This is a genomic window from Actinomyces timonensis, from assembly GCF_040702965.1.
GTDB classification, from domain to species: Bacteria; Actinomycetota; Actinomycetes; order Actinomycetales; family Actinomycetaceae; genus Actinomyces; species Actinomyces timonensis_A.
This window is the reverse complement of record NZ_CP159989.1, coordinates 1,535,542-1,555,754: the sequence shown is the minus strand read 5'-3', so window position 1 is coordinate 1,555,754 and position 20,213 is coordinate 1,535,542. Positions and strand designations below refer to the sequence as shown.

Genomic DNA, 20,213 nt, shown 5'->3' with positions numbered 1-20,213 from the left:
GGCTCAGGCCAGGACGAGGGTCAGGTCGCGGCGCCCCAAGCGATCTGGGGCGGACAGCTCAGCGTCTGCCACACCGTCCAGGCCGGCGCCCACCTCCGCCACGCCGTTCGCCGTCGACGGCGCGCGGCCGGCGGTGCGCCGGTCGATGAGCTCCCCGGCCAGCAGGCCTCGCGTGTGCTTGGCATGGTGGGAGATCACTTGACGTCGGCCCTCACGGACCCGGACCGCCCGGACGCGGAGCAGCTCTCCGCCCCAGGATCGATCAGGCTGCCAGGCTGCGGCATAGGCGGAGGAACGGGCATCGATGACGAGCCTCGCCTCCTCGGCGATCGGGTCGAGAACCGCGGCGAGCTCCCGCTTCCAGAACGCGCTGAGCCTCCCGCATCCCGGTAGGGAGGCGCCCATCGCCAGGCGGTGGTCGGGCAGCAGGTCCGTGGCCCGCACGGCGCCCCACAGGCCCGAGAGGATGACCACATGGCGCGACAGCGCCTCGGCCTCGCCCGGCGTGCCCGCCCCTCCGAGGCGCGCGGCCTCGTAGAGCACGCCCGTGTACAGCTCATGGGCCGGCGCGCACGGCGCTGCGTCGAGGACGAGGTTGACAGCGGTGTCCGCCCCGGAGCGCGGGCCCAGGCCGAGCACCGCGGCGGCGTCCGCGGCGGCGCTCACCCGCGCCAGCTCCTCCATCACCGCGCGGCGCGCGGTGGTGAGCCTGTCGGCCGCGAGCAGGGAGGGCATGCTGAGGCTCGGCCCGGAGTGAGGAGGGGTCTTTCCCTCGCTGGGAGGCAGGAGGATGAGCACGTGCACATGCTAGACGCTCGGCTCTCGTCTTCCGGAGGCTATGCTTGGCGCGCGGACGAGCCGACCGGGCGGCCGCGGTACCCCCATGGGGATCCATGAGGGATCGAGGAACGTCCGGGCTCCACAGAGCAGGGCGGTTGCCAACAGCAACCCGGGGCGACCCGCGGGACAGTGCCACAGAGAGAAGACCGCCACCAGGCCACTGGTGGTCAGGGTGAAAGGGTGGGGTAAGAGCCCACCAGCGCGCCGGGTGACCGGCGCGGCTCGGCAAACCCCGCCCGGAGCAAGACCGCGCAGCAGGCGCCCGAGGGCTGCTCGCCCGAGCCTGCGGGTAGGTCGCGCGAGACCGTCGGCGACGGCGGTCCAAGATGGATGGTCGCCACCGCCCGGGCCGGCAACGGCGGGCGGCAACAGAACCCGGCGTACAGGTCGACTCGTCCGCCTCCCGTCCTTCTCCTGGCAAGCGCCGGTGACGGTCGGAGAAGCGTGGTGGGCCCCTCCCGGATCGGGAGGGGCCCACCACGCTTCTCTGTGCTCGACCGCCCGTCAGGTGATCCTCGGGGCAGCGGGGCGCCGGGTCACTTCGCCGCGATGTAGCCCTCGTCGGCGGTGGAGAACGCGGTGACCGCGAAGACGCCCTGGTTGACGGAGCCCTGATCGATGAGGAAGGTGGCGTAGCCAGTGGCCTTACCGCCATCGCGGGGCATGGCCTGGTTGGTCAGCTCGCCCTTGTCGGAGTAGCTCTCCGTGGCGGAGGTGGTCGTCCCGTTGTGGACGAAGTCCACCTTGAAGGAGTACTTCGCGTACTGGCCCTTACCGTGGTACGTGATCTCGATCGGCACCCGGATGTACACCTTGCCCGCGCCGGGCTCCCTGTAGCTGTAGCTGCTCATGGTGCTCTTCACGTCGGCGGTGGCGTCCCAGTTGACCTTGCCGAACGTCACGTCGAGGCTCGCGTTGGGGTCGTTGTAGTCGTACTTGGCGGCGTGGAGGACCAGCGGGTCGCCCGTTGTCGTGTCCTTGGGGTTGGTCATCGAGGTGCCCTCGGCGCCGTCCGCCGGCTTGGCCGGGCCAGAGGGCGTGGGGGACGACGCCTTACGGGTCGGCGGCTCGGGCTCGTCACCGGTGGGCTTCGGGCTGGGCTCGTCACCGGTCGGCTTCGAGCCGGGCTCGTCCGTCGTCCCGGGCGCCGTTGAGGCCTGCGTGCTTCCGCCGGCCTTCTCATCGCCGTCGCCGCCGGTGAAGGCCCAGGCGAGGACGCCGATGAGCGCGATCACCAGAACGCCGATGATCGTGAAGAACCACCACTGCTTGTAGACGGGCTTGGCCGTGCTGACGCCGCCGGGCGCATCCAGCGGCTGCCAGCCACCGCCAGCGGCGGGGACGGGCTGGCCCTGGCCGTGGAAGGGGGTGGGGGCCTGGGCGTAGTTCATCTCCGCGGCGTAGGGGCTGCCGGGGGCCGAGGAGCCCATCGGGGCGGGCATACCGGTGGAGGCGTAGTCCGCGGACGGCGCGGAGGCCGACTGGCCGGTCGGGTCGGCCACGGGACCCGACTGGCCGGTCTGGACCGCCTGGGTCGGGGCCCAGGCGGGGTCCGAGGCGCCGGGGGCGGAGGTCGAGACGGGGGAGGCGTCGCCCGAGTCCTCGACCCAGAACTGCCAGCCCTCGGGAGCCGGGCCCCAAGCGGGGTCGGGCTGCCACCCGGCGGGTGGGACGAAGCCCTCTGGAGGGGCGGGCCAGTTCGGCGGTGGGTTGAAACGAAGAGCCATTGGGACCTCCGGGGTGGGAATGCTTGCTGAAGGAGTCGTCATGGGGCACATCTCCGGCGGCGAGCGCTCGTCCTGTCCGTGCCGTACCTGATAAGTCGAATCTACACCGAACAGCCGGAGCGGCGGGTACCGGATCAGCGCCGCGCGCGGGGCAACCGTCCACGGGCACCGCTCCCCATGCGTGGTGCCGCCTGATCCGTGGGCCGGGTGCGGCGGGGAGGCGCCCGCCGGGGCGGCTCAGGGCAGGGTGAGGACGTCCGCGCCGTCCTCGGTGACCACGAGCGTGTGCTCGAACTGGGCGGTGCGGGATCGGTCCCGGGTGACCACCGTCCAGCCGTCCTCCCACTGGTCCCACTCGATCCCGCCCAGGGTGAGCATCGGTTCGATGGTGAAGACCATGCCCGGCTCCATGACGGTGTCGTAGCGGGGGGCGGAGTCGTAGTGCGGGATGATGAGCCCCGAGTGGAAGGCCTCGCCCACGCCGTGACCCGTGTAGTCGCGCACGACGCCGTAGTCGAAGCGCTTGGCGTAGGCCTCGATGACCCGCCCGATGATGTTGACCTCGCGGCCCGGGCGGACGGCCTTGATGCCCCGCTCCATGGCGGTCCGGGTGCGCTCGATGAGCAGGCGCGTCTCCTCATCCACCTCGCCGACGGCGTAGGTGGCGTTCGTGTCGCCGTGGACGCCGTCGACGTAGGCGGTGACGTCCAGGTTGATGAGGTCGCCCTCGGCCAGCGCCGTGGAGTCGGGGATGCCATGGCAGATCACCTCGTTGATCGAGGTGCAGATCGACTTCGGGAAGCCCATGTAGCCCAGGCAGGAGGGGTAGGCGCCGTGGTCGCACAGGTACTCGTGGGCGATGCGGTCCAGCTCATCGGTGGTCACGCCCGGCGCGATCGCTTCCGCGGCGGCCCGCATCGCCCGTGCCGCGATCCTGCCCGCCGCCCGGATGCGCTCAACGGTCTCGGGGGACTTGATGTCCGAGGCCGTCACCCTCTCGGGCCCATCGTGGAACATGTACTCGGGGCGGGCGATCGACTCGGGCACGTCGCGCCGGGGCCCGACGATGCCGGGCACGAGGGTTCCACGCGGCGCCCGATCGGCGCCGGAGCGATGGGGGGATCCAGGAGGAGTAGGAGCAGTCATGCCCCCAGCATAGGAGCCGGGCGGCGGACGCACAGCCCGACTGCCGCCACTGCGGGACGCGCGCGATCCGACCCGTCCCGAGCGACTCTTCCCAGGCAGCGGCGTGACCTACGATGCGACCATGGCAAAGATCCACTTCGTGCGCCACGGCCGCACTGTCCTCAACGAGCAGCGCCGCACCCAGGGCTCAGCGGACTCGCCCCTGACCCCCTCGGGGCGCGAGGGCGCCGTGATGGCCCGCGACTTCCTGGCTGGCTACCCCCTCACCCGTGTCTACCTCAGCCCCCTGGGGCGGGTCGTCGAGACCACGGACATCCTCACCGAGGGCCGCGACCTCCCGCGCACCACCCTCACCGGGCTGCGCGAGTACGACTACGGGATCTACGACGGCGGCCCCGACCCCGAGATGATCGCCGCCCTGCCCGCGCGCACGCTGCTGCCCGGGGTCCTGTCCGGCCGCTTCGAGGGGGCGCCCGGCGGCATCAGCGCCACCGACTACCTGCGCGACATCGACGGCGCCCTCGCCCGCATCCTGGCCGACCTGCGCGCCGACGCCGATGCCGGCAAGAGCGACGCCGAGGCTCTGGCGGTCTCCCACGGCATGACGATCATGACGATCATGGCCCGCTGGATCGGCCTTGAGGTCTACTCCAAGGCGCCGATGGCCAACTGCGCCATCACCACTGTCGAGGTCGACCCGACGGCCCCCGGTGGCTCCCCCCGCCTCCTGGACTGGGCCCTCGACCCCGGCAACCAGGGCGTGACCTTCCCGACCGAGGACATGAGCGGCGTCTTCGACGGCGTCGACATCGTGCCCATCGACTTCACCCGGCCCGAGGGGCTGTGAGCCGCGCGGCCCGCGCTCGTCGCGGCGCGGAGGCGTCACGACGAGCGCCGGCCGCCACTCCGCTCGCCCCGGGCGCGATCAGGAGGCGAAGCTCTCCTCGGCGCTGGGGAAGGATCCGTCGCGCACCGCGGCGTTGAAGTCCTCGGCGGCCCGGCGCAGCGCGGCGCCCACCCCGCCGAACGCGCGGGCGAAGCGGGGCTTCCAGTCCGTCATCCCCGCCATATCCGTCCACACGAGCACCTGCCCGTCGCAGCCCGCCCCCGCGCCGATGCCGATCGTGGGAACGTCGAGAGACCCGGTGACGGCTGCGGCGAGGTCCTGCGGCACCATCTCCAGGACGAGGGCGATCGCCCCAGCGCCCGCCAGGGCCGAGGCGTCCGCCAGCAGCGCCTGGGAGGCGGCCTCGCCGCGCCCCTGTACGCGGAAGCCGCCGAGCATGTTCACCGACTGCGGGGTGAAGCCCAGGTGCCCCACGACCGGGATCCCCGCCTCGCTGAGCGCGCGGACCGTCGCCGCGCGCGGCGCGCCGCCCTCCAGCTTGACCGCGTTGGCCCCGGCCTTGACCAGCCGGGCGGCCGACTCCAAGCCCTGGGCGGGCCCCGCCTCATAGGTGCCGAAGGGCAGATCGGCGACGACGAGCGCGCGCTTCGTCGCCGTGGCCACGGCCCTCGTGGCCACGGCCATCTCATCGAGGCTCACCGGCAGCGTGGAGCCGTGGCCGAGCATGACATTGCCGATCGAGTCGCCGACCAGGAGCATGTCCGTGCCCGCCGCATCGAGGATCGACGCCGTCACGGCGTCATAGGCGGTGAGCATGGTCAGGCGCTCGCCCCGGGCCTTCGCGGCCGCGAGGTGGTGGACGCGCACCGGCTTGCCGGCCGGCGGCAGGGCGCTCGGGGGAGCGTAGGGGGAGTCCGTGGTTGCCATGATTCCAGCCTAGCCGCCACCACCGGGCCCCTCGTGCCACCCGCACCCGCCGGTCCGCCGCGCCGGTCCGCGCGCCGAAACCCGGCCGACTCCCGCTCCCGATAGAGTCGGGGCGTCCCGGCACCGCCGTCGGGATCCGAGCGCTGATCAGAGATGGGGAGCAGGCATGGACAAGCAGCAGGAGTACGTGCTCCGCGCGATCGAGGAGCGGGACGTCCGCTTCGTGCGACTGTGGTTCACAGACGTCCTCGGCCAGCTCAAGTCCGTGGCCATCGCGCCGGCCGAGGTCGAGGCCGCCTTCGAGGAGGGCATCGGCTTCGACGGCTCCACCATCGAGGGGCTCACTCGCGTCTACGAGTCCGACATGCTCCTGAGCCCCGACCCCTCTACCTTCCAGATGCTGCCCTGGCGCGATGACCGGGACCGCGTCGCGCGCATGTTCTGCTCCGTGCTCACGCCCGACGGCGAGCCCGCCCGCACCGACCCGCGCGCCGTCCTCGAGCGCCAGCTCGCGCGCGTCGCCGACGCCGGATTCACCTGCTACATCCACCCCGAGATCGAGTTCTACCTCGTCAACCGCGACGATCGGGGCCGCATCACCCCCACCGACGACGCCGGCTACTTCGACCACGTCCCCGGCGGCACCGCCCATGACTTCCGCCGCCGCGCCATCCTCATGCTCGAGCAGATGGGCATCTCCGTGGAGTTCTCCCACCACGAGGGGGGACTGGGCCAGAACGAGATCGACCTGCGCTTCGCCGATGCCCTGTCGATGGCGGACAACATCATGACCTTCCGCGCCGTCATCGAGGAGGTCGCCATCCAGGAGGGCTGCATCGCGACCTTCATGCCCAAGCCCTTCGTCGGCCAGCCCGGCAGCGGAATGCACACGCACTTCTCCCTCTTCGAGGGCGACCACAACGCCTTCTACGACCCCGCCGGCCAGTACCAGCTCTCCGCCACCGGTCGCGCCTTCATCGCCGGGGTACTGCGCCACGCCAAGGAGATCACCGCGGTCACCAACCAGTACGTCAACTCCTACAAGCGCCTGTGGGGCGGGGACGAGGCCCCGAGCTACGTGTGCTGGGGCCACAACAACCGCTCCGCCCTCGTGCGCGTCCCCATGCACAAGCCCGGAAAGGCGCAGGCCGTGCGCGTCGAGTACCGCTCCCTCGACCCCGCCGCCAACCCCTACCTCGCCTTCGCCACCATCCTCGCCGCGGGCATGAAGGGCATTGAGGAGGGATACGACCTCCCCCCCGAGACCGAGGACGACGTGTGGGCACTGACCGACGGCGAGCGCGACGCCCTGGGCATCGAGGCCCTGCCCACATCCCTCAAGCGGGCGGTAGCCGCGATGAGCGGCTCCGACCTCGTGGCGGACACCCTGGGGGAGGACACCTTCGAGTACTTCCGGCGCAACAAGAGGCATGAGTACCAGGCCTACGACGCCCAGGTCACCGACTTCGAGATCGGCCAGTTCTTCCGCCGCGCCTGAGGCGGGCCGTCGCCCGGGAGCCAGGCGCAGGAGGGATGAGCTGATGGCCAGCGAGAGTCGGCGCGCCGGCGGCATGACCCCGCTCATGGGAGCGCCGCCGCCCAGCCCGCGCCGCAGCCTCCTCGGCGCCGGCTTCGCCGAGCCCGACCGCGCCCTGCGGGCCCTGGAGGACCGGGCGCTCGCGGACCTCCTCAGCCGCGCGAGCGGGGAGGTCGCCGAGGCGAGGGACCGTCTCATCGACGCCCTGGGCGACACCGCTGACCCCGATCTGGCCCTGCTCTCGCTCCTGCGCCTGGCCGCGGTGCTCGCCCAGGAGGACGAGCCGACCGCCGCCAACGGCCTCGTGGCGGCCCTGCGCGCCGTCGTCGGCGAGCCCGTCCGGGACGGGGCGGGCGGGGGTTCCCGGGCCCACGCCGATCGGCTGCTCGCGGTCCTCGGGTCGTCCCAGGCGCTCGGCGACTTCCTCGTCTCCCACCCCGATCACATCGACGCCCTGAGCCCCGAGCGCGCCTGGAACGCGCCCGGTCAGCCCGACGCCTCCCTCCTCCTCCTCGACGCCGCGCGCGAGGCCCTCGCCGCTCACGCGGGAGCCGATCCCCCCGCCTCGGCCGGCCCCGCCGACCCCGCGGCGATCGAGGCGGCCACCGCCGCGATGCGCCGCGCCTACTACGACCGGCTGCTCGCGATCGCCGCCGACGACCTCGTCTCGACCGCCCCCGCCGCCCACGTGGGCGTCGTCGGGGCCGCGATGGCCGACCTGGCCGACGCCGCCCTCGAGGCCGCCCTCCTCATCGCCCGCGCGGGCGTGGGGGCGGGCGCGCGCAGGGTGGCCTTCGCCGTCATCGCCATGGGGAAGGCCGGCGGGCGGGAGCTCAACTACATCTCCGACGTCGATGTCATCCACGTCGTCGGGCCCGCCGCCGCCGTCGCCGGGACCGACGAGGAGCCCGGAGAGGCCGAGCTCGTGCGCCTGGGCACCGAGATCGCGGGCCACCTGCACCGCGCCACCTCCGCCTCTGGGAGCGAACCCTCCTTGTGGCCCCTGGACACAGGGCTGCGCCCCGAGGGGAAGGACGGCGCCCTCGTGCGCACCCTCGCCTCGCACGTGGCCTACTACGAGCGCTGGGCCTCCTCGTGGGAGTTCCAGGCGCTCCTCAAGGCGCGAGCCGCCGCGGGGGACCCGGTGCTCGGCCGCGCCTACGAGGAGGCCATCGCCCCCTTCATCTGGTCGGCGAGCTCGCGGCCCCACTTCGTCGACGACGCCCGCGCCATGCGCCGCCGGGTGGAGCGCGAGTCCCAGCGGATGGGGGAGGACAGGCGCATCAAGCTCGGCCCCGGTGGCTTGCGGGACGTTGAGTTCACCGTCCAGCTCCTCCAACTCGTCCACGGGCGCGCCGACGCCGAGCTGCGGGTGCGCTCCACCCTCGACGCGCTGGCGGCGCTGTCCGTGGGCGGGTACGTGGGCCGCGATGCCGCCCTCGCGCTCGACGAAGGCTACCGGGAGCTGCGCCTCCTGGAGCACCGCGCCCAGCTCCACCGCCTGCGCCGCACCCACGATCTGCCCGAGCGCGACGCCGATCTGCGCCGCGTCGGCCGGGGGATCGGCATCCTCGATCCCGGCGACCTCCGCGCTTCCTTCCGGGCCCGACGCCGGCAGGTGCGCGCCCTTCACGAGGAGATCTACTACCGGCCCCTCCTGCGCGCCGCCGCGGCCCTGTCCGCCGACGAGATGCGTCTCAGCCCGCAGGCCGCCCGGGACCGGCTGTCCGCCGTCGGCTACCTCGACCCCGACGGCGCCCTGCGCCACATCCAGGTGCTCACCGAGGGCATCAGCCGCCGCGCCGCTATCCAGCGCCAGCTCCTGCCGGTCATCATCGGGTGGATCGGCGAGGGCCCGGACCCGGACAACGGGCTGCTCGGCTTCCGGCGCCTCTCCGACGACATCGGCACCTCCCACTGGTACCTGGCGCTGCTGCGGGACTCGCCCGTGGCCGCCCAGCGCCTGTGCCAGGTGGTCTCCGGGGCCCGATGGACCACGGACCGCCTCGCCGAGCTCCCGGAGGCCGTCGCCTGGCTCGACGACGACGCCGAGCTCGCCCCGCGCAGCGGCGAGAAGCTGCGCGAGGAGATCACCAGGATCCTCGCCCGCCGCGGCATCGAGGGGGCCGCGCCCGCCCAGGCGGAGGCGCGCAGCGCCGAGGCAGTGCGCAGGATCCTGGGCGTGCGCGCCCGCGAGCTGCTGCGGGCGGCCCTGGCCGACTCCCTCGACGGCGTCAACCCGGCCCGCACCGCCCGCATCCTGACCAACACCACGGACGCTGTCATCGACGGCGCCCTGCGGGCCGCGATCAGGCTCGTCGTCGCCCAGCGGGGACAGCGGGAAGAGGCCGGTGGGGGCGGCGGCCGGACCGGCTCGCTGGCCCGGCACGCCGTCATCGCGATGGGGCGGCTCGGAGGGGAGGAGACCACCTACGCCTCGGACGCCGACGTCATCTTCCTCCACGCCCCGCGCCCCGGGGCCGACGAGCGCGCCGCCGCCCGCGAGGCCGATGAGGTGGCCCGCGCCATGATGCGCCTGCTCGCCTCCGGCCCGCACCCGCTCGCGATCGACGTGGGCCTGAGGCCCGAGGGACGCCAGGGCGCGCTCAGCCGGTCGCTGGCCTCGGCCGCCGAGTACTACGGCTCGTGGTCGGCGGTGTGGGAGCGCCAGGCGCTGCTGCGGGCGAGGGCCTGCGCGGGGGATACGGCGCTTGGCGAGGAGTTCCTGGCCCTCATCGCCCCCCTGCGATGGTCCGCCGACGGCCTGGGGGAGGAGGATCTGCGCCAGATCCGCAGGCTCAAGGCCCGCATGGAGGCCGAGCGCCTGCCGCGGGGCGCTGACCCCGCCCGGCACCTCAAGCTCGGCCCCGGGGGCCTTTCCGACGTCGAATGGGTGGCGCAGGTCCTCCAGCTCGCCCACGCCCACGAGGTTCGCGGCCTGCGCACGACCTCCACCCTCGAGGCGCTCATGGCGGCCGCCGAGGCCGAGCTCTACCGGTCGATGACGCCGGCGTTCTCATGAGCGCCTGGATCCTGGCCACCCGCATCCGGGCCGCCACGGTGCTCGGCGTGGGCCGTGACTCCGGCGAGAGGGTGGACGTCCTGCCCTCCGACGAGCGAGGAATCCGGCTGGTCGGCAGGCTCCTGGGGCTCGCCGTCGGCAGGGAGCGGGACCTTGAGGACCTCTACCGGCGCAGCGCCCGCCACGCTCGCGCCGTCGTCGAGCGCGTGCTGCGCTCGGCCGGAGGAGGACCGGGGCTGCCGGATCAGCCGGAGCGGCAGGGCCAGCGGAGCCGACGGGGATCGGCGGGCACGCGGCGCACCGCCCCCAGCCCGGCGGGCGCGGCGCTGCCGGGCCAGGCCGGTGGTGCGGGTCAGGCCGTGGCTCCCGAGAGGGCGTCGTCGTCCCGCTCGACCTCCCCGCAGCGGCGCGTCCACCGCCGCAACGCCGGACCGTACCCGTGGTCCTGAGCGGCCCTCGGCGCGCCCGGGACGGCCTGGAGGCGCCCTCGGCGCGCGCCGGACGCTGGCAGGATAAGGCCGTGAGACTCATCCTCGTGCGCCACGGGCGCACCATCGCCAATGTCATGCGGGCCCTCGATACGGCGTTCCCCGGCCAGCCCCTCGACGAGACCGGGCGCGAGCAGGCCGCCACCATCCCGGGAAGACTGGAGGACGCGGGGCTCCTGGCGGACCTCTCCTCACTATGGGTCTCCCCGATCCTGCGGGCGCGCCAGACCATGGAGCCGGTCGAGCGGGCCACGGGGCTGCGGGCGACGATCCTGCCGGGGCTGCGCGAGGTCCTCGCGGGTGACCTGGAGATGGCCACGGACGAGCGGTCGGTGGCCTGCTACGCGGACACGACGCGCGCGTGGATGGCGGGCAGGCTGGGCGCGCGCATCCCGGGCTCCCTGGAGGACGGCCTCGACACGATCGCGCGCTTCGACGGCGCTGTGCGGGCCATCGCGGAGCACTCGGCCCATGAGGCCCCCGAGGGCGGGCAGGGCGGGGGAGCGGCGCTGCTCGTCTCCCACGGCACGGTGCTGCGCCTGTGGGCCGCGCTGCGCGCGGCGCCGGGAGGTGGCGCCGATCCGCTATGGGTCGCGGAGCACCCGCTGCGCAACACCGGCATCGTGGTGGCCGAGGGCGACCCCGATGCCGGCTGGCGCCTCATCGACTGGAATGACGGCGCGTGGAGGGGCGGTGGAGGCTCCGCGTGACGCGGGGGTGGGGCCGAGACGGTATTTGGGGGCTGAGACCGTTTCCGCGGGCCGAGAGCGCTCCGCGCTGGGGGGAGCCCCTACAGCACGGAGGACAAGAATGCCCGGGTGCGCTCGTTGGCGGGGCGGTCGAGGACCTCGGCGGGCACTCCCCGCTCCACGACCGCGCCGCCGTCCATGAACAGGAGCTGATCGCCGACCTCGCGGGCGAAGCCCATCTCGTGGGTGACGACCACCATCGTCATCCCGTCCCGGGCCAGGTCCTTCATGACGGCCAGGACCTCGCCGACGAGCTCGGGGTCGAGCGCGGAGGTGGGCTCGTCGAAGAGCATGAGCTCAGGATCCATGGCGAGCGCCCGGGCGATGGCGACGCGCTGCTGCTGACCGCCGGAGAGCTGCGAGGGGTAGTGATCCATCCGCTCAGCGAGGCCCACGCGCTCAAGCAGCTCGGCGGCCCGCTCGCGGGCCTGCTCCTTGGGCGTCTTCTTGACGTGGACGGGCGCCTCCATGACGTTCTGGATCGCCGTCATATGGGGGAACAGGTTGAAGCGTTGGAAGACCATGCCGATCTTGGCGCGCTGCGCCGCCCGCTGCTTGTCCGACAGGGCGTGCAGCACGGGCCTGCCGTCACGGCCAGGGACCTCCCGCATGCCGATGAGCTCGCCGTCGATCCACACGCGCCCGGCGTCGATGGACTCCAACTCGTTGATGCAGCGCAGCAGCGTGGACTTGCCCGAGCCCGAGGGCCCCACGAGCACCGTGACGGTGCCCGCCGGGACGGTGAGGTCGACGCCGCGCAGCACGTGGAGCTCGTCAAAGAACTTGTGGAGACCGGAGACGCGGACCTTGGGCTCCACCGCCGGGGCGGCCTGCTGGGGGGATGACTGGCTCACGGGGTGACCTCCAAGAAGGGATCGGCCTTGGTGGTGTGGGCGTCGAGGATGGCCTGCTGGCGCGCCGACAGGCGGCGTCGCTTGCCACCGGCCCCCGGGCGCGAGGAGTCGAAGCCGCGCCCGTAGTAGCGCTCCAGGTAGTGCTGGCCGACCATGAGGATCGAGGTGATGATGATGTACCACAGCGCCGCCACGATGAGCAGCGGGATCGTCTGGTAGGTGCGCGAGGCGTAGGAGCTCGTCACGAAGGTCAGGTCCAGGGTGAAGGGCACCGCGAGGACCAGGGACGTCGTCTTGAGCATCGAGATCGTCTCATTGCCCGTGGGCGGCACGATCACCCGCATCGCCTGGGGCAGGACGATCCGGCGCAGGATCTGGCCCTTGCTCATCCCCAGGGCGCCGGCGGCCTCGGCCTGGCCCGGGTCCACGCTGCCCAGCCCGGAGCGCACGATCTCCGACAGGTACGCGCCCTCGTTGATGCCCAGGCCCAGCACCGCCGCCACGAAGGGCGTGAATACGGCATTCGTCTGGAAGGTGAGCAGCTCGGGGCCGAAGGGGACGCCGAGGCTCAGGTGCTGGTAGAGGGCGGACAGCGCGCCCCAGAAGACCAGCTGGGTGTAGATCGGAGTGCCGCGGAAGAACCACAGGTAGGCGATGGCGACACCGCGCAGCACCGGGTTGGTGGACTGGCGCATGATCGCCGTCGTCACCGCGAGGGTGATGCCGATGAGCATGGCGAGGAACGTCAGGAGGATCGTCCACCCGACGGCGCGGATGACGTGGACCTCCCGGAAGAAGAACCAGACGCGGTCCCAGTGGAAGCTCTCGTTGGTGACCAGCGAGTGCGCGAGCATCGCGCCGAGGACCGCGACGATCGCGGCGCTGATCCACGTCCCGGGCCGGGGCACCGGGCGAGGGTGGTTGAGGACGACGGCGTCGCTCTCAGAACTGGTCAGGGCGTTGTTCTCTGCGGCCGTCATATGGGGTCACTCCGATACGGCTGGGTTGAGGGTGGCATTCTTGAGGCCCGCGCCCTCGACACCCCAGCTCTTGAGGATGTCCGCGAGGATACCCTCATCCATGAGGTACTGGAGAGCGGCCTGGATCGCGGCGGAGGCCTGGGAGCCCTTCTGCAGGACCACTCCCTGGGGCGCGGCGTCCTCCACCTCCCCGATGGTCTCGACGGCGCCGTTCGTGGTCTCGACGGCGTAGCCGGCGACGGTGGAGTCCGCGTAGGTGGCGTCCAGGGTGCTCCCGATGAGCGCGGAGGTGGCCTCGGCCTGCTTGTCGTAGGAGCGGATGTCGATGGCGCCCTGGCTCGCGGCCGCGCAGGCCTGGGAGTCGGCCTCCAGGGCGTCGGCCTGGGCCGTGCCCGTCTGGACGCCCACGACCTTGCCGCACAGGTTGAGGTGGTCGGAGACGTCGAGGCCCTTGGGGTTCCCCTTGGCCACGTTGAACTGGCTGCCGACCTGGACGTACTGGATCATGTCCACGTTCTGCATGCGCTCATTGGTGATGGAGAACGAGGAGATGCCCGCGTCGTACTCGGTGCCCACCTTGGCGATGATCGAGTCGAAGGAGGCGGAGTGCATCGTGGCTTCGACGCCGAGGACCTTCCCAAGGGCCTGGGTGAGATCGGCGTCGTATCCGATCGGCTTGCCGTTGGCGTCCAGGAACTCGGCGGGGGCGTAGTCCGTGGCGGCGCCGATGTCGAGCCTGCCGTCGGCGCCGAGCGCGCCGGCGGGCAGGAGGGCCGCGATCTCGTCCTGCTTGGTGATGCTCGAGACGTCATAGCCCTGGGTCTTGGCCTTGGCGGACCCGGTGGCGAGGTCGTTTGCGTTCGTGCAGGCGGACAGGCTCGCTGCCAGGCCGAGCGCGGCGATGGTGGCGATGGCGCGGTTGGGGGTGGTGCGCATGGGACGGCTCCTCGGGGTAGATGACCGTGGCCCACTCTATCCACTCCGGTGCATATCTATTGCATGGAATGGGTATTGCGCGTGTCACGGCCGGGGGGGGCGGGCGCCCACGCGCCCGCCTGCCTCACATGTCGTAGTACAACTCGAACTCGTAGGGGTTCGGGCGGGCGCGCAGTGGCTCGATCTCGTTGGACCGCTTGTAGTCGATCCAGGTCTCGATGAGATCGGGGGTGAAGACATCCCCCTCGGTGAGGTAGTCGTGGTCGGCCTCCAGGGCCTCCAGGGCGGCGTCGAGCGTGCAGGGCAGCTTCTCGATGTCGAAGTACTCCTCGGGGGCGAAGCTCGTAGAGGTCCTTGTCGATGGGCTCGCGCGGCTCGATCCGGTTGCGGATGCCGTCGATGCCGGCCATGAGGACGGCGGAGAAGCACAGGTAGGGGTTTGCCGACGGGTCCGGGACCCGGTACTCCACGCGCTTGGCCTTCGGCGAGGAGCCGGTGACGGGAATGCGGATGCACGCCGAGCGGTTGCGCGCCGAGTAGACAAGGTTGACGGGCGCTTCGAAACCGGGGACGAGCCGGTGGTAGGAGTTGACCGACGGGTTGGTGAACGCCAGCAGGCTCGGGGCGTGGGCGAGGATGCCGCCGATGTACCAGCGCGCGACGTCGGAGAGCTGGCCGTAGCCGCGCTCGTCGAAGAACAGGGGGCGCCCGTCCTTCCACAGGGAGTGGTGGCAGTGCATGCCCGATCCCGCCGCGCCGAAGAGCGGCTTGGGCATGAAGGTGGCGGACTTGCCCGCCCCCCAGGCCACGTTCTTGATGACGTACTTGAACTTCATCATGTCGTCGCCGGCGGTCAGCAGCGAGGCGAAGCGGTAGTTGATCTCCTGCTGGCCTCCGGTGCCCACCTCGTGGTGGGCGCGCTCGATGTCCAGGCCCGTCTCCTGGCAGACGCGCACCATCTCATCGCGCAGGTCCGCCATCTGATCGGTGGGGGAGACCGGGAAGTAGCCTCCCTGGAAGGCGACCTTGTAGCCCTGGTTCCCGCCGGGCTCCTCGCGCCCGGAGTTCCAGGAGGCCTCGTCGGAGTCGACGGCGTAGAAGGCGCCCTGGGGGGTGGAGTCGAAGCGCACGGAGTCGAAGAGGTAGAACTCGGCCTCGGCGCCGATGAAGCAGGTGTCGGCGATGCCGGTGGAGCGCAGGTAGTTCTCGGCCTTGGCGGCGATGGAACGGGGATCGCGTGAGAACACCTCGTCGGTGAAGGGGTCGACGATCGAGAAGTTGATGATGAGGGTCTTGCGCGCGCGGAAAGGATCGAGGAACGCCGTCGTGACGTCAGGGACGAGCTTCATGTCCGACTCGTGGATGGCGGTGAACCCTCGGATCGAGGAGCCGTCGAACATCAGGCCGTCGGTGAGGGCGTCGGACTTGAACGCCGCCGCCGGGATCGTGAAGTGCTGCATGACGCCGGGAAGATCGCAGAAGCGCGCGTCGACCAGCTCAACCCCCTCCCGCTCGATGTACTCCAGTGCCTCGGTGGCGTCCTTGAACATGCGTTTGCTCCTCGACGATCGTTGGTTCCGCTGAGGGTGCGGCAGGCGATGAGCCTAGCCGCGCGGCGATGACGCGGCGGTGCCGCGCGTGTGTCCCCGGTGTTTCGGCCGGGGCGCCGTCATCCGCCGTCAGCGCCCCGGGGCCGCGGCCGGGCCGGGCTCAGCGGCCGCGCAGCGCCCGGCGGTCCGGGCGGATCTTGGACGGGTCGGTCCCCTTGGGGATCGGCAGGCCCTTGGCCCCCAGGGAGGAGAGGCGCTTGGAGACCTGGGAGATCTCGGAGTCCGTGAGGCGGGTCGGCTTGGTGGGCAGCTTGCGCAGCGCGGCCGGCAACTCGCCGAGGCGGACCTGGCCCTCATCGGTGCCGACGTTGATGACGTGGAGGGGGACCGTGGACAGGATGCGGTTGACCTTCTTGCGCTCATCGGCCACCAGTCGCTGCGTGCGGCCCGTGGGGCCCTCCACGACGAGCACGACGCCGGGGCGGCCCACCAGGCGCCAGATCACGTCCTGGGTCTTGGGGTTGACGGCGGCCGGCTGATCCTCCAGGTACCAGCCCCTGCCGACCTGGTCGAGCACGGCCTTGGCCGCGCCGGGGACGCCCTCGATCTGGGAGTAGGAGGCCCGGCGCACCGCCCACGACAGCAGGATCATGTCGAGGAGGAAGGCGAGCATGATCCCGAGGATCACCCAGTACCAGACCGCCATCCCGGTGCCCAGGGCGATCGCGATCGCCAGGAGGATCGAGGCGGCGGTGGTGCCGATCAGCGCCCAGCCGATCCACGGGTAGGTGCGCCGCGAGATCGTGTAGGCGTCCTTGAGGTTCTGGGCGTAGGCGGCCAGGCGGCGCTTCTTCTTGGGCTGGGGGCTTCGGGCTGTGCTCACGGTGAACAGGATAGACGACGCCGCAGGCGCGGCCCGGTGGTCAGTCGATCCTCGGCCGTGTCCTGCGGCTCCGGGGCCCTCGCGGGGCGGGCGCCGGCTCAGGAGGCGGCGGTCAGGGCGGGGGAGGGGGCGAGGAGGGCACTGGCCTCCTGGCGCGCGGTCGTCGGCTCGGTGAGGGCGCGCAGGTGCTCGGGCACCTCCCAGCCGCGCTTGACCACGGCCCTGCCCCACAGCATCCCGGCGCGGTAGGAGGAGCGGACCATCGGCCCGCTCATGACGGCGGCGAAGCCCATCTCCTCGGCCAGCGAGGACAGCTCGATGAACTCCTGCGGCTTGACCCAGCGGTCGATGGGGTGGTGGAGCTTGGAGGGGCGCAGGTACTGCGTGATCGTCAGGATGTCGCAGCGCGCCTCGACGAGCCCCGCCATCGCCTCCTCGATCTCCTCGCGGGTCTCGCCCATGCCCAGGATGAGGTTCGACTTGGTCACCAGGCCCGCCTCGGAGGCGGAGCGGATGACGTCCAGGCTGCGCTCGTAGGAGAAGGCGGGGCGGATGCGCTTGTGGATGCGCGGGACCGTCTCCACGTTGTGGCCCAGGACCTCCGGGCGCGAGGAGTAGACCTCGTCGAGGGCGCCCGGGTCCCCCTTGAAGTCGGGGATGAGCAGCTCGACGCCGGTGCCCGGGGAGAAGCTCGTGGATCTGCCGGCAGGTCTCGGCGTAGAGCCAGGCGCCGCCGTCGGGGCGGTCATCGCGGGCGACGCCGGTGACCGTGGCGTAGCGCAGCTCCATCTCCTTGATGGAGATCGCCACGCGCCGGGGCTCATCGACGTCGTACTCCGTGGGGCGGCCCGTGGCAATGTCGCAGAAGTCGCAGCGCCGGGTGCAGATCTCCCCGCCCACGAGGAAGGTGGCCTCGCGGTCGTTCCAGCACTCGTAGATGTTGGGGCAGTTCGCCTCGGCGCACACGGTGTGCAGGTTCTTCTCGCGCACCAGGCCGCGTACGTCCTGATAGGTCTCGGAGACGACGGCCTTGGTGCGCAGCCACGAGGGCTTGGACTCGATGGGCGTCTCGGCGTTGCGGGCCTCGACACGCAGTAGCCTGCGCCCCTCGGGGGCGACGGCCGCGCCTGTCCTGGATGTGACCTTGGGGGCGATCGTGTCAGCCACGTGCTCTCCTTCTGAGTGCGTTCGCGCGAGCCCTCGTAGTTTATTGCCCCACGCGACATTCTGGGATTGAGGTCCTATGTGATTCTCCAGCCAGCGCCTCCGCGCTCAATCCGCCCGCAGCGGGGCGAGATGGCCCTGGAGGGCGGCGACGACGCCGGAGGCGAGCGCGCCCGCCGCGAGCGCGCCCGGCGGCCTTCCGAGCCTCGGCGGCGACGGAGGTGACCCCGGCGTCCTCGATCCCGCAGGGGATGATCCGATCCAGGGCGAAGGCATCGAGGTCCGGGCTGACGTTGAGCCCGATCCCGTGCTTCGTGACGCCTCTCGCCACGCGCACGCCGAGAGCGCAGATCTTCCGCTCCGCGCGAAAGAAGGGCCCTCGGGCATCGTCGGGGCGGCCCGGTGCCCACACGCCCGAGCGGCCCTCGACGCGCGTCGTGGGGATGCCGAGATCCGCGCAGACATCCATGACCGCGGCCTCCAGCGCACGCACGTACTTGATGACGTCGATGGGCTCGGCCAGGCGCACGATCGGGTAGACGGTCAGCTGCCCCGGCCCGTGCCAGGTCACCTTGCCGCCGCGGTCGACGTCGACCACGGGCACTCGATCCGGGCCCGCGACGTCCCCCTTCGGACGCTCCCAGGAATGCGCGCGGCGCCCCACCGTGTACACCGGCTCGTGCTCCAGGACGATGATCGTCGAGCGCCGCCCCCCGGAGGCGACGGCGGCGTGGACCTCGTCCTGGAGGCGCGACCCCTCGCCATAGGGGACGAGCCGCTCGCCCAGATCAACGTCCAGGCGTTCCATGGGGAGCGCCGGGGCACCGGCTGTCATGCGCTGCACGGGACCAACAGTAGGCCACGGGCAGCGGTGGGGGCGGCGCGCGGGCCGGGGGCCGCCGGGGAGGCCCCCGGCGTAAGCATCCGATGAGTTATCCACAGATTCTCCGGGGTACTTCCGCTGGGCGCCGCGGCCGCTGACCATGGGTCCATGAGGATCGCATCACCCACTACCGCGCCGACGCGGCGCCGCGGGTTGCTGCTGGCCCCGTGGCGACGGGTCCAGAGCGAGGACGGCGCCCCCTCGCGGGGCCCGGGAGGGATCACGCGCGCCGAGGTGAGCGCCCTGGCCAGGAGGGGGATCTCCCTCGGCGAGGCGCTGGGGAGGGACGGGCGGGCGGATGGTCGCCCCATCCGGGGTGTGGACGGCGAGGGGCGCGATGTCGTCGTGCGGGTCATCGAGCTGCCGGAGCGGGGCACGCGCGCCATGCGCCGCCTGGCGGCGCTGAGGGACCTGCGGCACAGCGGCATCGCGAGGATCCGCTCCCTCGTGCCCCTGGCAGGAGGGCGACTGGCCGTCGTCACCGATCTCATCGATGGCGCTGACCTCGCCGTCGTCCTCGGATCACGGGGCCGCCTGGGCGGTGGGGAGAGCGCCGCGCTCCTCGACGGAGTGGGCTCGGCCCTGGCCGCCCTCCACGACGAGGGCCTGGTCCACGGGGACGTGTCCGCGGCGAATGTCATGATCGCCTCCTCGGGGGCCCCAGTGCTCATCGACCTGCTCGGCGGGATCATGGAGATAGGCACGCAGGGGACCGCCGCCCCGGAGCGACTGGCGGGAGGGACCGCGACGCCGTCGTCCGACGTGTACTCCCTGGCCGCCCTCGTCCTGGAGTGCCAGGGGGCCGATCCCTCCTCGCGGGAGGAGGCCGCTTCGCTGCTCGCCGACGCCCTCCGGGAGGACGCGAGGGCGCGCCCCACCGCGCGGGACCTGGCTGCCCGAGCCCCGCAGCTCGGATGGCCCGAGCCGATCAACCTGCCCGAGGGCGCCCGCCTGGCCTCGGGCGCGCTGCGCGCGGCGGCGCGCACCCCCACTCGAGTGGTTCCGTCGCGGAGGTCCCTCAGCCCCGGCGGGGTCGGGCGCGCCTCGCGCGGCCGGCTCGCCATGGCTCTGGCCACCGGGGGCGCCGTGCTCGCGCTGGGGGTCGCTGGGATCATGGCCTGGGCGGAGAGGGGCGATGATGCCGGCGGCGCAGCCCCGGCCTCCTCCGTCTCCTCCGCCGGCCGGGGTGGCGCGCCCGCGAGCGCGGGGGATGAGTCGCTGGAGGAGATCGTCACCGGCCTGGTGAGAGCGCGGGACTCCGCCCTGGTCTCCGGCGATGCCGCGGCGCTCGCCCTGACCTCTGTCGAGGGCTCGCCCGCCGCGCGCGCCGACGCCGATCTGCTGGCCTCCCTTCGGGGCGGCGACGAGCAGGTGGCGGGACTGACGACCTCGGTGACCGGCGTGAGAGAGATGGTGGGCGCCTCCTGCTCGGACCGGCAGTGGGAGGGGGCCAGGTGCGTCCGGGTGTCCCTGCACCAGGGGCCCACCACCTGGACGGGCGACGACGGCGCGCGTGAGGCGCCCGCCCCACGGGCGCGCGAGGTGGTCCTCGTCCTCGTGCCCGGTCCGTGGCGCGTTGCCGAGGTCCTGGAGGCCGGGTGACCCGGCGGGATCGCGGAGGGACGACGACGGGGGCGGGCCCGCGCGGTGATGCGGGCCCGCCCCCGCCGAGGAGGCGAT

The 20,213-nt window shown here is 72.4% G+C and carries 12 protein-coding genes, 1 other RNA gene and 4 pseudogenes; 6 read left to right on the top strand and 11 right to left on the bottom strand.

The window, feature by feature from the left end; all coding sequences use genetic code 11:
- Positions 1-3 precede the first annotated feature (3 nt).
- Entirely contained in the window at positions 4-798 is a 795-nt protein-coding gene (yaaA, locus tag ABXS69_RS06725) for a peroxide stress protein YaaA (RefSeq protein ID WP_366179968.1), read from the bottom strand.
- A gap of 56 nt (positions 799-854) precedes the next feature.
- Between yaaA and rnpB the strand changes: the two genes are divergently transcribed.
- An RNA gene (rnpB, locus tag ABXS69_RS06720) (RNase P RNA component class A) lies at positions 855-1,239 on the top strand.
- A gap of 137 nt (positions 1,240-1,376) precedes the next feature.
- Here the strand turns inward: rnpB and ABXS69_RS06715 are convergent.
- Together ABXS69_RS06715 and map are read right to left on the bottom strand one after the other, a co-directional pair.
- Positions 1,377-2,567: a hypothetical protein gene (locus ABXS69_RS06715; protein ID WP_366179967.1), complete on the bottom strand. Its 1,191-nt coding sequence runs from the start codon at positions 2,565-2,567 to the stop codon at positions 1,377-1,379.
- A gap of 237 nt (positions 2,568-2,804) precedes the next feature.
- Positions 2,805-3,584 carry a type I methionyl aminopeptidase gene (gene map / locus ABXS69_RS06710; RefSeq protein ID WP_366181558.1) on the bottom strand — a complete coding sequence of 260 codons (780 nt, stop codon included), beginning with the start codon at positions 3,582-3,584 and terminating at the stop codon, positions 2,805-2,807.
- Between the two features lie 250 nt (positions 3,585-3,834).
- On the opposite strand from map, the gene ABXS69_RS06705 reads away from it, so the two are divergent.
- Positions 3,835-4,560, top strand: coding sequence for a histidine phosphatase family protein (locus ABXS69_RS06705; RefSeq protein WP_366179966.1), 726 nt, complete (start codon positions 3,835-3,837; stop codon positions 4,558-4,560).
- A 78-nt stretch (positions 4,561-4,638) separates the two neighbouring features.
- On the opposite strand, the gene panB is transcribed toward ABXS69_RS06705, so the two are convergent.
- Positions 4,639-5,487, bottom strand: a complete 849-nt coding sequence (gene panB / locus ABXS69_RS06700) for a 3-methyl-2-oxobutanoate hydroxymethyltransferase (RefSeq protein ID WP_366179965.1) — start codon at positions 5,485-5,487, stop codon at positions 4,639-4,641.
- 166 nt (positions 5,488-5,653) lie between these two features.
- Between panB and glnA (ABXS69_RS06695) the strand changes: the two genes are divergently transcribed.
- From glnA (ABXS69_RS06695) to ABXS69_RS06685, 3 genes and pseudogenes are all read left to right on the top strand, one after another.
- Entirely contained in the window at positions 5,654-6,985 is a 1,332-nt protein-coding gene (gene glnA, locus ABXS69_RS06695; RefSeq protein ID WP_366179964.1) for a type I glutamate--ammonia ligase, read from the top strand.
- Between the two features lie 73 nt (positions 6,986-7,058).
- Positions 7,059-10,495, top strand: a pseudogene (locus ABXS69_RS06690) (bifunctional [glutamine synthetase] adenylyltransferase/[glutamine synthetase]-adenylyl-L-tyrosine phosphorylase).
- A 71-nt stretch (positions 10,496-10,566) separates the two neighbouring features.
- The gene (locus ABXS69_RS06685) at positions 10,567-11,244 is read left to right on the top strand and encodes a histidine phosphatase family protein (RefSeq protein WP_366179963.1); all 678 of its coding nucleotides are present in this window, start codon (positions 10,567-10,569) and stop codon (positions 11,242-11,244) included.
- An 80-nt stretch (positions 11,245-11,324) separates the two neighbouring features.
- Here the strand turns inward: ABXS69_RS06685 and ABXS69_RS06680 are convergent, their stop codons facing one another.
- From ABXS69_RS06680 to lipB, 7 genes and pseudogenes are all read right to left on the bottom strand, one after another.
- The gene (locus ABXS69_RS06680) at positions 11,325-12,137 is read right to left on the bottom strand and encodes an amino acid ABC transporter ATP-binding protein (RefSeq protein WP_366179962.1); all 813 of its coding nucleotides are present in this window, start codon (positions 12,135-12,137) and stop codon (positions 11,325-11,327) included.
- The gene (locus ABXS69_RS06675) at positions 12,134-13,117 is read right to left on the bottom strand and encodes an amino acid ABC transporter permease (RefSeq protein WP_366179961.1); all 984 of its coding nucleotides are present in this window, start codon (positions 13,115-13,117) and stop codon (positions 12,134-12,136) included. Before ABXS69_RS06675 ends, ABXS69_RS06680 begins: the two co-directional genes overlap by 4 nt.
- A 6-nt stretch (positions 13,118-13,123) precedes the next feature.
- On the bottom strand, positions 13,124-14,053 hold the full coding sequence (locus tag ABXS69_RS06670) for a transporter substrate-binding domain-containing protein (protein WP_366179960.1): 930 nt from the start codon (positions 14,051-14,053) through the stop codon (positions 13,124-13,126).
- 124 nt (positions 14,054-14,177) lie between these two features.
- A pseudogene (glnA, locus tag ABXS69_RS06665) lies at positions 14,178-15,603 on the bottom strand (type I glutamate--ammonia ligase).
- A gap of 160 nt (positions 15,604-15,763) precedes the next feature.
- On the bottom strand, positions 15,764-16,486 hold the full coding sequence (locus ABXS69_RS06660; protein ID WP_366179959.1) for a DUF4191 domain-containing protein: 723 nt from the start codon (positions 16,484-16,486) through the stop codon (positions 15,764-15,766).
- Positions 16,487-16,584: 98 nt separating this feature from the next.
- Positions 16,585-17,653, bottom strand: a pseudogene (gene lipA / locus ABXS69_RS06655) (lipoyl synthase).
- 105 nt (positions 17,654-17,758) lie between these two features.
- Positions 17,759-18,458, bottom strand: a pseudogene (gene lipB, locus ABXS69_RS06650) (lipoyl(octanoyl) transferase LipB).
- 183 nt (positions 18,459-18,641) lie between these two features.
- On the opposite strand from lipB, the gene ABXS69_RS06645 reads away from it, so the two are divergent.
- Positions 18,642-20,135 (top strand): protein kinase, encoded by a 1,494-nt coding sequence (locus ABXS69_RS06645; RefSeq protein ID WP_366179958.1) that lies wholly within the window; start codon positions 18,642-18,644, stop codon positions 20,133-20,135.
- Positions 20,136-20,213: the final 78 nt, after the last annotated feature.

Coding starts and splice junctions, on each gene's coding strand:
- ABXS69_RS06715 (WP_366179967.1), bottom strand. CDS start 2,567: ATGGCTCTTCGTTTCAACCCACCGCCGAACTGGCCCGCCCCTCCAGAG.
- map (WP_366181558.1), bottom strand. CDS start 3,584: ATGTTCCACGATGGGCCCGAGAGGGTGACGGCCTCGGACATCAAGTCC.
- ABXS69_RS06705 (WP_366179966.1), top strand. CDS start 3,835: ATGGCAAAGATCCACTTCGTGCGCCACGGCCGCACTGTCCTCAACGAG.
- panB (WP_366179965.1), bottom strand. CDS start 5,487: ATGGCAACCACGGACTCCCCCTACGCTCCCCCGAGCGCCCTGCCGCCG.
- glnA (WP_366179964.1), top strand. CDS start 5,654: ATGGACAAGCAGCAGGAGTACGTGCTCCGCGCGATCGAGGAGCGGGAC.
- ABXS69_RS06675 (WP_366179961.1), bottom strand. CDS start 13,117: ATGACGGCCGCAGAGAACAACGCCCTGACCAGTTCTGAGAGCGACGCC.
- ABXS69_RS06670 (WP_366179960.1), bottom strand. CDS start 14,053: ATGCGCACCACCCCCAACCGCGCCATCGCCACCATCGCCGCGCTCGGC.
- ABXS69_RS06645 (WP_366179958.1), top strand. CDS start 18,642: ATGAGGATCGCATCACCCACTACCGCGCCGACGCGGCGCCGCGGGTTG.